Here is an 11924-nt window from a genome sequence, read left to right as displayed (position 1 = left end):
ATATGTTTGGGTTCAATGTTAATAACCAGTGATTTTATATAGCCTATATTAGATCAGATATTTAAGCGGAATGGTATTACCACGCTGTTGGGTTTCACTCCGTTCTACCCAACCTACGCCAGACTTCCAAACCTTTACTCCTTCAACTTTCCCCTCGCTAACTTTACTCTTGTAATTCACGAACTCGCTCAGCTGCCGTTCATTAAATTAACTTTGCTTTGTTTATGGCTTTGATTTAGGATCAAATCAGTTTAAAAGCAAGAACTAATGGCCTGTGTCTAGATTACTTATTTGTTTATTATTATTATTTTTTTCGAGTGCTTCAACCTTTGCTGTTGAGGTGACTAATTTATATCAAGATACTCTTAAAGTTGCAGACAAATCACGTGATGCTCGTTTGGCAGCAAGCCGTGAAGCGCTGCTAAATGTGTTGGTGAAAGTAAGTGGGGACACAAGTGCAGATCAAAACCCGGTTGCTAAACAACGCACCCGCGACATTTCCGATTACATGCTCAAATTTGAATATGATGAAAAAGCAGATGGCAGTTTAAATCTGGTCGTTAAGTTCGAAGCCAATAAGATTAATGCATTAATCAAAGATCTTGGCTTGCCACTTTGGGGGACACGTCGTCCTTTAGTGGCGATCTGGCTAGGTATTGAAGATAACTGGCGCCGTGAATTGGTTACTCAAGAATCATACCCACAGCTTGAACAGCTTATATACGACAAAGCAAGTCGTCGTGGTTTACCTGTGGTTGTGCCACTACTTGATTTACAAGATCGCGCTATTGTTGGGATACCAGAAGTGTGGGGTAATTTCTCTGAGCCTGTAGAGCGAGCTTCAAGCCGTTATAGTGCTGAGCGCAGTATTACTGCAAGAATGTATCAACAAGCTGATTCAGAAACCTGGATCCTTGATTGGCGTTTCACTAATGCTGAATTATTCGATACTAATCGTTTGATGGGTGATAAGCAGCAAATTGTTGCAGATATGATTGATAGTTTAGCGGGTGGCTTAGCAGCAGAATACGCAATAGATCCAACGATGATTGGCCAACTTGCTACAGCAACTTTCTATCTTAAAGGTATCAATAACTTTGTAGATATTGAATTTGCTAAACGCCGTTTAGAGAGCTTAAGTGTTGTTACTCGTGCCGTAATATCTGTGCGTACACCTGATAGCGTTCAATTTACTGTTAATCACACTGGCAGCATGAATGATTTTAGAAAAGCGTTAGAACTTGATAGTGCCTTTAAAGCGTATCAGGACCCGCGTGATTTCTATCAAGTAGTCAATAAAGATGAGCTTGAATATCAGTGGCAGGGGCTTTAATCGCAGTGCAAGAACCAATGCAAATGGCATTACCTGTTACTTTGCCTGATGATGAAACATTTACTTCTTATTTTGGTGGCGAAAACTCGCTTGAAGTGAGTCACCTTAAAGATGCGTTCACAAAGCTTAGTAACAAATTTCAATATACTTATTTATGCGGTTTGGGCGATTCAGGTAAATCGCACCTGTTGTATGCGACCTGTATTCACGCTCAAGAGCGCGGTTTGTCAACCATGTTACTTTCGATGCGTGAAGTGATTGACTACGGCCCTGTGGTACTTGAAGGTCTCGAAAACCTTGACGTGTTATGTATTGATGACGTGCACTTGGTAGCAGGCAACGATGCATGGGAGAAAGGATTATTTAACTTTTTCAATCGCTTTAATGAGCCGGGCAAATACCTTGTGGTCACAGCTGATTTATTACCTGACATGCTACATATCAACCTACCGGATTTAGTTTCGCGTTTGAAGTGGGGCACAACGTTACAAATTCGTTCAATGAGCGATGATGACAAAGCCGAAGCGCTCGTACGCCGTGCTCACATGCGTGGCCTTGAATTGACGGATGAATGCGCGCGCTTTTTATTAACGCGATTAAGCCGTGATATGCGTGCATTATTAGACGTTTTAGATAAACTTGACCACGCCTCAATGGCTGCACAAAGAAAATTAACAATTCCTTTTATAAAATCAACGTTAAAGCTTTAGTAGGGCTAGAATCTAGTCCTTGCTTTCAGTTATCATTAGCTATTACAAAAATCCTTCTGTGAAAGACCAGGTACTCAATGAACTTAGAAAATATTTTAGCGCAAGCACTTGAGGCAGTTGCCAGTGCGAATGAAATCGCGCAACTAGAAGATATCAGGGTTAATTACCTTGGTAAAAAAGGTGAAATCACCAGCTTACTTAAAACGCTAGGCAAGATTGCCCCTGAAGAGCGTAAAGAAGCGGGTCAAGTGATTAACCAAGCAAAACAAGAAGTACAAACAGCCATTAACGAAAAGCGTGAGTTACTAGCAAGTAAGGCTCTTGAAGAGAAACTAGCTGCAGAAACGATCGACGTAACTTTACCGGGTCGTGTTATGCCAACAGGTGGCTTACACCCAGTAACTCGTACTATTGAACGTATTGAAAGCTTTTTTGGTGAGTTAGGTTTTGCGGTTAAATCAGGTCCTGAAGTTGAAGATGATTTTCATAACTTCGATGCGCTAAATATTCCTGAGCACCACCCAGCGCGAGCTGATCACGATACTTTCTATTTCAACCCTAAGCTTGTGTTACGTACGCAAACAAGTGGTGTACAAATCCGTACGATGGAAACTGAGCAGCCACCACTGCGCATCATTTCTCCAGGTCGTGTTTATCGTAACGATTACGACCAAACACACACGCCAATGTTCCACCAAGTGGAAGGCTTAATGGTTGATACAGATGTAAGCTTCACTGAGTTAAAAGGTATTCTGCACGACTTCTTACGTAACTTCTTTGAAGAAGATATGGAAATTCGTTTCCGTCCTTCTTACTTCCCATTTACTGAGCCATCAGCTGAGGTTGATGTTATGGGTAAAAACGGCAAGTGGTTAGAGGTATTAGGCTGTGGCATGGTTCACCCTAACGTTCTTAAATCAGTGGGTATTGATCCAGAAAAATACACAGGCTTCGCATTCGGTATGGGTGTTGAGCGCTTGACGATGTTGCGTTACGGCGTAAACGACTTACGTGCATTTTTCGAAAACGATTTAAAATTCCTAAACCAGTTCCGTTAAGAGTGAAGATATAAAATGAAATTTAGTGAAAAGTGGTTAAGAGAGTGGGTTAACCCAGCAATCGACACACAGGCTCTTTCGGAACAGTTATCAATGGCTGGACTTGAAGTTGACGGTGTTGAGCCTGCAGCAGCTGAGTTCACAGGCGTTGTTGTTGGTGAAGTAGTTGAGTGTGGTCAACACCCAGACGCTGATAAGTTACGTGTAACTAAAGTAAACGTAGGTGGTGATGAGCTACTTGATATCGTGTGTGGTGCACCTAACTGTCGCCAAGGTTTAAAAGTCGCTGTTGCGACTGTTGGCGCTGTATTACCAGGCGACTTCAAAATCAAAAAAGCCAAACTTCGTGGTCAACCTTCACACGGTATGCTGTGCGCATTCGTTGAGTTAGGTATCAGCGAAGAGGGGGATGGCATCATGGAATTACCAAGTGATGCACCAATCGGTACTGATTTACGTGAGTACTTAAGCCTAGACGACAACATTATTGATGTTGACTTAACACCTAACCGTGGTGATTGCCTAGGTATCAAAGGCCTAGCGCGCGAAGTGGGTGTACTTAACAGTGTTGATGTAAACACACTTGAAATCGCACCAGTTGCTGCAACGATTGAAGACAAAGTATCGATTGAGCTTGTGAATGATGAAGCGTGTCCTCGTTATTTAGGGCGTGTAATTAAAGGTATTAACCTTGATGCAGAAACACCACTTTGGATGGTAGAAAAACTGCGTCGCAGTGGTATTCGCTCAATTGACCCTGTTGTTGATGTAACAAACTACGTGTTATTAGAGCTAGGTCACCCAATGCACGCATTTGATTTAAATGCGATTGAAGGTGGTATTAAAGTACGTAGCGCAAACGCGGGTGAAGAGTTAGTTCTATTAGATGGCAACACAGCTAAACTAAACGAATCTACGCTTGTTATTGCTGATCACAACAAAGCGCTTGCTATTGCAGGTATTTTTGGTGGTGAGAAGTCTGGTGTAACTGAAGCAACTTCAGACATCTTATTAGAAAGTGCGTTCTTTAACCCTGTCGCTATTGCTGGTCAAGCACGTAGCTACGGTTTACACACTGATGCGTCACATCGTTACGAGCGTGGTGTCGATTTTGCACTGCAAAAAGATGCAATGGAACGTGCGACAGCATTACTTCTTGAGATTGTTGGTGGTGAAGCAGGACCAGTTGTTGAAGCAGTCGCAACTGACAAATTACCAAAAGTAACAGAAGTGCGTTTACGTCGTGAGCGTTTAGACCGTGTAATTGGCCATCACATTGATGATGCAAAAGTAACTGACATCCTAACGCGTTTAGGGTTAGACGTGAAAATTGTTGATGGTGTATGGAGTGCTGACGTACCTAGTTATCGCTTTGATATTCGTATTGAAGAAGATTTAATTGAAGAAGTTGCGCGTGTTTACGGCTATAACAGCATTCCTAACGTTGCACCAACTGCTAAATTAAAAATGACTAACCATGACGAGTCACATGTTGCGGTTACTAAATTCCGCAATACGCTTGTTACTCGTGGTTACCAAGAAGCAATTACTTACAGCTTCGTTGATCCAAAAGCACAAGCAATTTTACACCCGCAAAGTGATGCGCTTGTATTGCCACACCCAATTTCGGTTGAAATGTCAGCAATGCGCGTGAGCTTAATGCCAGGTCTATTAGCGTCGCTAGTTTACAATCAAAACCGCCAGCAACCACGTGTACGTTTATTTGAGCACGGCTTAAAATTCTTACGTGACGAAAATGCTGAAAACGGCGTAAACCAAGTTGCTGTTATCGGTGGTGTAATCTCAGGTCTTGCACACGGTGAACATTGGGTTCAAGAAAAGCGTAGCGTTGATTTCTATGACTTAAAAGGTGATGTTGAAGCACTTTTAGCTATTAGTAACGATTCGTCACGTTTTGAGATAAAAGCAGAGCAGTCTGATGGCTTACACCCAGGCCAATCAGCGGTTATTTATGTTGATGGTAAGAAAGTTGGTTTCTTTGGTGCAGTGCACCCACAAGTGCAAAAGTCACTAGATATCAACAACACAGCATTTGTGTTTGAAATCGAAATGTCTGCACTAGAAAAAAGAAAATTACCAGAAGCCGTGGCAGTGTCGAAATTCCCGTCAAACCGCCGTGATATCGCGATTTTAGTGGAAGATCACGTAAAATCTGGCGATATTTTAAATGTCATAGAAAAAGTTGGCGGAAATCAATTGGTTGACCTAAACTTATTCGATGTGTATAAGGGCAAAGGTATTGAGCCAAATTATAAGAGTTTGGCGATTGCTCTAACACTGCAAGCGGTTGATAGAACGCTCGAAGAGAAAGATATCAATCAAGTAGTTGATAATGTGGTGGCCGCACTGGCCGAACAATTTAACGCATCGTTGAGGGACTAGATATGGCGCTTACTAAAGCCGACATAGCTGAACACCTATTTGAAAAACTCGGGATCAATAAAAAAGATGCCAAAGATTTAGTTGAAGCGTTTTTTGAAGAAATCCGCTCAGCGCTAGAAAAAGGCGAGCAGGTTAAGCTCTCTGGATTTGGTAACTTTGATCTTCGAGACAAGAAAGAACGTCCAGGCCGCAATCCGAAAACAGGTGAAGATATTCCTATTTCGGCGCGCAGAGTTGTGACTTTTAGACCAGGTCAAAAGCTAAAAACTCGTGTAGAAGTTGGCACAAGCAAAGCAAAATAAGAAAAGGCAGCGTTAGCTGCCTTTTTTATTTGTTTAAAAACATTACTTGCGAGTGGCTAGAATCCGCGCGGCGACACAAAAGTGCCGGCTTGGATACTGTCGTAAGTTTTTTGTGCTAAATCATCTAGGCTGTCTAGGCTCTTACCAATGGCAGCGAGTTGATGTTCGATAGGTAAAATATCGACATTTTCATACCCTGATAATTGTGCCACGCGTGCAAAAGTGTATGCGTGCTTATACTTTTCGTGTTTGTAAAATAAGCTGACCAGAGTCGGGTAGATCTCTGGATTCGGTGTTTCACCTGGTTTATTTAACTCGAGCGTTTTGTATAGCAAATCAATGGTTTTTTCATCATCAAACTTCACGTAGTAGCTTGCCAAGAAAAACTGCATTTCAGCATCTTCGGTCACCCGTTTATCTTGTTTTTCTTCAAGGGCGAGTAGTTTAGTTAACGCTGATTGGTCGTTATTACGTGACCAATGGTAATACAACAAACCAGGGTGGTTCGTATTTTTGGTATCTTGAAAAATACGTGTCATTTCTTTGATGCTTGTTAAATGACCTTCAACACGAGACGTGGTTTTTTCTTTTAGTTTTATATGCTCAATCTTGGCCGCAAGCGATACGCATTGATCGTATTTCTCAAAGTCTTTTAATAATTGATATTTGTTTTCGTCTGTTGGCGACTTATATTCAACATAACGTTGAATGATGACCTCGGCACGTTGCTCTTTACAGTGACTGTCTTTATTTAAATCACTGCAGAAGCCAGGTGTTTCGTCGCACACTTTCGCCAGTGTAAGCGGATCTTCACAGCCTGCTAATGCCAATAAACCAAGCAACACGCTTGCTCTTAATAACATTCCTTAACCTCTACTTAATTTGTACTACTTTATTCTAGCGCAATGATTTGTTCTGTAACAGTGGAGAATCGTTCGAGTTTAAATTAGAATACCCCTGCCTGAGATGTGTTGCTCTCAAATCACAACACATTTTTTAAGGCTATCCGTTCAAAATTGTTTAATTAGGTAAAAAAAATGACCTCATCTCACGAGTTAGAATACACAAGCAGCTGGCAAGAACGTCAAGATTACGCAGAAAGTATGCAACCTATCATTGGTAGACTTTACCGTAATCGTGGTATCGAAATCGCTGTATATGGCCGTCCTCTCGTTAATGCCAGTACAATCGATATCATCAAAGCACACAAAACAGTTGCTCAGTTTGAAGGTACAAAACTACGTTTACGTGAAAGCTTCCCTTTCTTAGAAGCAATTAGCAAAATGGACTTAAACTCAGCACGTATCGATATTGGTAAACTAGCGTATGGTTATTTGTTTAACGATGCTGCTAAAGGTCGCTCAGTTGAAGAGTACTTAACTGACGAATTAGCAGAAATCGCAAACTCAGAGCGTAAAGAACCACGTGATGTAGTGTTATACGGTTTCGGTCGTATCGGTCGTTTATTAGCGCGTCTTTTAATCGAGAAGTCAGGTCCTTATGCAGACCTACGTTTACGTGCAATCGTTGTACGTGGTGGTAAAGATGGTGACCTAGAAAAGCGTGCAAGCTTACTTCGTCGTGATTCTATCCACGGTCCATTCAATGGCTCAATTACAATTGACAAAGAGCGCAATGCAATTAAAGCTAACGGTAGCTACATCCAAGTTATCTATGCTAACTCACCAAGCGAAGTTGATTACACAGCTTACGGCATTGAGAATGCGCTTATTGTTGATAACACAGGTATTTGGAAAGACGAAGCAGGCCTTGGTCAGCACTTAGAAGCGAAAGGCGCAGCAAAAGTATTATTAACTGCACCAGCTAAAGGTAACATCAAGAACATCGTGTACGGTGTTAACAACCAAGATATCAAACCTGAAGATAAGATTGTCTGTGCAGCAAGCTGTACGACCAATGCTATTACGCCAACGTTAAAAGCGCTTAACGATAAGTTTGGTATCAAAAATGGTCACGTTGAAACTGTTCACTCGTACACCAATGACCAAAACTTAATTGATAACTACCACAAAGCTGAGCGTCGTGGCCGTGCTGCTGCACTTAACATGGTTATCACTTCAACAGGTGCTGCAAAAGCGGTTTCTAAAGCTTTACCTGAGCTTGAAGGTAAACTAACTGGTAACGCTATCCGCGTTCCTACGCCAAACGTATCAATGGCTATCTTGAACTTAAACCTTGAAAAAGGTACAACTGTTGAAGAACTAAATGGGTTCTTACGTGAAACAGCACTTCATTCAGACCTTCGTGATCAAATCGATTACACAGCGTCTACTGAAATCGTATCGACTGACTTAGTAGGTAGCCGTTACGCAGGTGTTGTTGATTCACAAGCGACAATCGTAGATGACAACCGCGTTGTACTTTACGTTTGGTACGATAACGAGTTCGGTTATAGCTGTCAGGTAGTACGTTGTATGCGTGATATGGCTGAAGTAACTTTCCCAAGCTTACCTCGCTAATACCTAAGTTATAAAGAATCTAGAAGCCAGCATTATGCTGGCTTTTTTAGTCGTGAAAGTTTTTGCAAATTTTCAGCATGTGATAGGCTGTTAAGGGTCTACACCATATTACTAACAAAACGTTCTAACTACAGAGCGTTGACTTAATTCTTAACTAACAAGCGAATAGCTAAGAATTATTTTTAACCAATAGGTTTATAGAATGAAAATCACCAGCAATTTTGACAGTGGTAATATCAAGGTTATTGAAGCCGTTGATCCACTGAATATTCAATTAGAAATCAATAAAGACAATCAGTCTGATTTTTTCCAGTGGTTTCACTTTCGTCTTGAAACAACTGCGTTTCAAAACCATAAATTACACATTAATAACCTAGAGAACTCAGCATACCCTGATGGCTGGGAAGGTTACCATGCGGTTGCATCATACGACCGTCAAACTTGGTTCCGTGTCCCATCTGAGTACGTAAACGGCACACTATCATTTGAAGTAGAGCCTGAGTGCGGCAGCATGTACTTTGCTTACTTTGCGCCATACAGCTATGACCGTCACTTAGATTTACTAGCATGGGCACAAAGCCAACATGCCTGTGAATTAGAAACATTAGGCGAAACCCTTGATGGTCGTGATATGAGTGTTTTACGTGTGGGTATTCCTAGCAGTGAGAAGAAAAAAATCTGGATCACGGCGCGCCAGCACCCAGGCGAAACTATGGCTGAGTGGTACGTTGAAGGTTTACTTCATAAATTACTTGATGATGAAGATCCACATGCAGCGGCACTATTATCTAAAGCGGTATTCTACATCGTGCCAAATATGAACCCAGATGGCAGTGTGCGTGGTCACCTACGTACTAACGCTAAAGGCGTTAACTTGAACCGTGAATGGCAAACACCGAGCATGGAAAATAGCCCTGAAGTTTTCTTAGTGCTTAACAAAATGCGTGAAACGGGCCTTGATATGCACTTAGATATTCATGGTGACGAAGCAATTCCTTATAACTTTGTTGCGGGTAGTGAAGGTATCCCGGGCTACGATGATCGCTTAAAAGAGTTAGAAGATAGCTTTAAAGCTGCGCTTTTAACTGTGACGCCTGAGTTCCAAGACGAACATGGTTATCCAAAAGATGAGCCGGGCCAGGCTAACTTAACTGTCGGTTCTTCTGCTGTCGCGCATGAATTTAATGCATTAGCTTACACGGTAGAGATGCCATTTAAAGATAACGATGATTTACCAGATCCAGATTATGGCTGGTCAGATCGTCGCTCGTATCAATTTGGTCAAGATACGTTAGCGGCTATTGTTAACGTGGTTGATAAATTAAGATAACGACCCTTACGGGCATCAGCAAAACTGATGCCCGTAATTGTATCTGATACCAATTTGCAAAAATACTTAATTAAACAAATTGGTATGAAAGTTAAAAAAGCAGCGGTGCAGAGCAGGATGCATCGAATGTTAATTTAGTAGGTACATTTATCATATTGAAAATTAACTGTTAACAAACTTGGTTGGTTTAAGTTAATATCCAATATATTCAGCTGTGAAGTAACAAAATTTCATTTTTATTTCTCACAGTTATCGTGTCGCGCATTCTCACAAGCTCACGCTGAGTATCGTAACTAACAATAAAAAATATAATCATAGAGGATATCCATGGAAGCTTTAGTAAGCGCCGTTAACGACATAATTTGGAGTGATGCACTCATTTATTTATGTCTAGGTGCAGGTCTGTTTTATTCCGTTTTAACCCGATTCGCACAAGTTAGACATTTTAAAGAAATGTGTAAATTATTACTTAGCTCTAATAATTCAGATACGGGTATTTCTTCGTTTCAAGCGCTAGCGGTTTCGTTATCAGGCCGTGTAGGTGTAGGTAATATTGCCGGGGTTGCTGCAGCAATCGGCTTTGGTGGTCCGGGTGCGATTTTCTGGATGTGGATAGTTGCGTTTCTTGGTGCAAGTACTGCGTATGCCGAGTCAACACTTGGTCAGATTTATAAATCAGAAGAAGACGGTCAATACCGCGGTGGCCCAGCATATTACTTCGACCGCTGCTTACAGCAAAAGTGGTTAGCCGTATTATTTGCAGTATCGGCGATTATTGCTTGTGGTGTATTCCTTCCGGGCGTTCAAGCGAATGCGGTAGGTAATGCATTCACACAAGTTTTTGGTGAAGGCACATTGGTTAGCACCAGCTTTGGTGAAGTAGGTAGCTTTAAGTTGGTTGCTCTTGCAATCATCTTAATTGTGCTTGCATTTATCATCTTTGGTGGCATTAAACGTATCGCAAACTTCACACAAATTGTGGTGCCATTTATGGCGCTAGGTTACATCGTGTTAGCGTTAATCGTGGTGTTCTTAAACCTAGATAAAGTGCCAGGTATCTTCTCAATGATCTTATCTGATGCATTCACCGCGCAAGCAGGCTTTGGTGCTGCTATTGGTTGGGGTGTTAAACGTGGTATTTACTCAAACGAAGCAGGGCAAGGTACGGGTCCGCATGCAGCATCAGCTGCCGAGGTAGATCACCCAGCTCAACAAGGCTTAGTGCAAGCATTTTCTGTTTATGTTGATACCATTTTTGTTTGTACAGCAACTGCGTTAATGATTCTAATCACTAAACAATACAACATTGTGGGTGAGTTACCTGCAGGTCAATTCATTGTGCAAAACGTTGATGCTGCAACTGAAGTAGGCTCTGCTGCTTTTACACAAATGGCATTATTTAGCGTATTTGGTGGCTTTGGTGAAGCATTCGTTGGTATTGCTTTATTCTTCTTCGCATTTACTACAATTCTTGCTTATTACTATATTGCTGAAACGAACGTTGCTTATTTAAACCGTTATTTCAAAGGCAATATTCCGTTGGTTGTTGTGAAGTTTGTCATCATGTTTATGGTGGCTTACGGTATGGTAAACAACTCAGGTTACATCTGGAATATTGGTGACATTGGCGTAGGCTTAATGGCCTGGATCAATATTGTGGGTATTTTGGCTATTTTCTTTGTCGCAAAACCTGCACTTAACTGTTTACGTGATTACGAAGATCAAAAGAAAGCCGGTGGTGAAATCACTTTTGATCCAGTTAAATTAGGCATTAAAAATGCGACTTTCTGGGAAAAGCGTCTAGCTGAAAAGGCGAAACAGAAACAATAAATCGTTTTTTTGAGTTTTTACGGTGAATTTAGTTGTGCAGGTTTTCGAATCTTCATAAATGAATGAAATTCAAAAAAGACATCGACTCATAAAACAAGTACAATAAAGGGCGCCTAAAGGCGCCTTTTTTATGCGTAGTATGGAGAAAGATATGGCGATTATTAGTTGCCCGCAGTGTGCAAAATCAATATCTGACAAACATAAGCAATGCCCGCATTGTGAATGCCAAGTCACCGATCTAAGCAATGAGCAATTGCAGCAAATGCAAAAAGAAACGCGCATTCGTAGACAACAAAAGTTTATGAATCAGTCTTTCCTCGCACTGATTTTATTTTTAGGGGGCTTTTTCTGTTATTACTTTATGCACCCCGAAGCAAAGTCTCTTGAGTGGTATGCCTATACATCGGCAATGGCAGTAGGTTTTGTGTGGTATCTTGTAAGCCGCATCTATTTAGTTGTTTTAAAAAAGAAAAAGTAA

10 protein-coding genes are annotated in these 11924 nt (G+C 41.3%); 9 read left to right on the top strand and 1 reads right to left on the bottom strand.

Features of this window, described 5'->3' with window-relative positions; all coding sequences use genetic code 11:
- Nucleotides 1-274 precede the first annotated feature (274 nt).
- The 5 genes from NO991_RS07915 (at nucleotide 275) to ihfA (ending at nucleotide 5806) form a co-directional block, all read left to right on the top strand.
- Nucleotides 275-1333, top strand: coding sequence for a DUF2066 domain-containing protein (locus NO991_RS07915; RefSeq protein WP_300420381.1), 1059 nt, complete (start codon nucleotides 275-277; stop codon nucleotides 1331-1333).
- Nucleotides 1333-2043: a DnaA regulatory inactivator Hda gene (gene hda, locus NO991_RS07910; RefSeq protein ID WP_171038282.1), complete on the top strand. Its 711-nt coding sequence runs from the start codon at nucleotides 1333-1335 to the stop codon at nucleotides 2041-2043. The genes NO991_RS07915 and hda overlap by 1 nt, the downstream gene beginning before the upstream one ends.
- 77 nt (nucleotides 2044-2120) lie before the next feature.
- Complete coding sequence (pheS, locus tag NO991_RS07905; RefSeq protein WP_054552893.1) at nucleotides 2121-3101, top strand: phenylalanine--tRNA ligase subunit alpha; 981 nt, start codon at nucleotides 2121-2123, stop codon at nucleotides 3099-3101.
- A 15-nt stretch (nucleotides 3102-3116) separates the two neighbouring features.
- Entirely contained in the window at nucleotides 3117-5504 is a 2388-nt protein-coding gene (pheT, locus tag NO991_RS07900; RefSeq protein WP_289097580.1) for a phenylalanine--tRNA ligase subunit beta, read from the top strand.
- Nucleotides 5505-5506: 2 nt separating this feature from the next.
- Complete coding sequence (ihfA, locus tag NO991_RS07895; protein ID WP_002960690.1) at nucleotides 5507-5806, top strand: integration host factor subunit alpha; 300 nt, start codon at nucleotides 5507-5509, stop codon at nucleotides 5804-5806.
- Nucleotides 5807-5862: 56 nt separating this feature from the next.
- On the opposite strand, the gene NO991_RS07890 is transcribed toward ihfA, so the two are convergent.
- Complete coding sequence (locus NO991_RS07890; RefSeq protein ID WP_371351913.1) at nucleotides 5863-6669, bottom strand: DUF2989 domain-containing protein; 807 nt, start codon at nucleotides 6667-6669, stop codon at nucleotides 5863-5865.
- 174 nt (nucleotides 6670-6843) lie between these two features.
- On the opposite strand from NO991_RS07890, the gene NO991_RS07885 reads away from it, so the two are divergent.
- The 4 genes from NO991_RS07885 (at nucleotide 6844) to NO991_RS07870 (ending at nucleotide 11924) form a co-directional block, all read left to right on the top strand.
- Nucleotides 6844-8286 carry a glyceraldehyde-3-phosphate dehydrogenase gene (locus NO991_RS07885; RefSeq protein WP_300358532.1) on the top strand — a complete coding sequence of 481 codons (1443 nt, stop codon included), beginning with the start codon at nucleotides 6844-6846 and terminating at the stop codon, nucleotides 8284-8286.
- Between the two features lie 202 nt (nucleotides 8287-8488).
- A complete protein-coding gene (locus tag NO991_RS07880; protein WP_300358535.1) occupies nucleotides 8489-9616 on the top strand; it encodes a M14-type cytosolic carboxypeptidase in 1128 nt (375 codons plus the stop codon).
- A gap of 327 nt (nucleotides 9617-9943) precedes the next feature.
- Entirely contained in the window at nucleotides 9944-11446 is a 1503-nt protein-coding gene (locus NO991_RS07875) for a sodium:alanine symporter family protein (protein WP_054552898.1), read from the top strand.
- A gap of 151 nt (nucleotides 11447-11597) precedes the next feature.
- Entirely contained in the window at nucleotides 11598-11924 is a 327-nt protein-coding gene (locus tag NO991_RS07870; protein ID WP_054553080.1) for a hypothetical protein, read from the top strand.

The sequence above is a fragment of the Pseudoalteromonas sp. DY56-GL22 genome, assembly GCF_041414715.1.
Classification (GTDB): domain Bacteria; phylum Pseudomonadota; class Gammaproteobacteria; order Enterobacterales; family Alteromonadaceae; genus Pseudoalteromonas; species Pseudoalteromonas simplex.
The sequence above is the reverse complement of the archived record's forward strand: the minus strand, read 5'-3'. Positions and strand labels throughout refer to the sequence as shown.

Excerpts from the sequence above, each read along its gene's own strand:
- pheS (WP_054552893.1), top strand. The coding sequence starts at position 2,121 with ATGAACTTAGAAAATATTTTAGCGCAAGCACTTGAGGCAGTTGCCAGT.
- pheT (WP_289097580.1), top strand. The coding sequence starts at position 3,117 with ATGAAATTTAGTGAAAAGTGGTTAAGAGAGTGGGTTAACCCAGCAATC.
- ihfA (WP_002960690.1), top strand. The coding sequence starts at position 5,507 with ATGGCGCTTACTAAAGCCGACATAGCTGAACACCTATTTGAAAAACTC.
- NO991_RS07890 (WP_371351913.1), bottom strand. The coding sequence starts at position 6,669 with ATGTTATTAAGAGCAAGCGTGTTGCTTGGTTTATTGGCATTAGCAGGC.
- NO991_RS07885 (WP_300358532.1), top strand. The coding sequence starts at position 6,844 with ATGACCTCATCTCACGAGTTAGAATACACAAGCAGCTGGCAAGAACGT.
- NO991_RS07880 (WP_300358535.1), top strand. The coding sequence starts at position 8,489 with ATGAAAATCACCAGCAATTTTGACAGTGGTAATATCAAGGTTATTGAA.
- NO991_RS07875 (WP_054552898.1), top strand. The coding sequence starts at position 9,944 with ATGGAAGCTTTAGTAAGCGCCGTTAACGACATAATTTGGAGTGATGCA.
- NO991_RS07870 (WP_054553080.1), top strand. The coding sequence starts at position 11,598 with ATGGCGATTATTAGTTGCCCGCAGTGTGCAAAATCAATATCTGACAAA.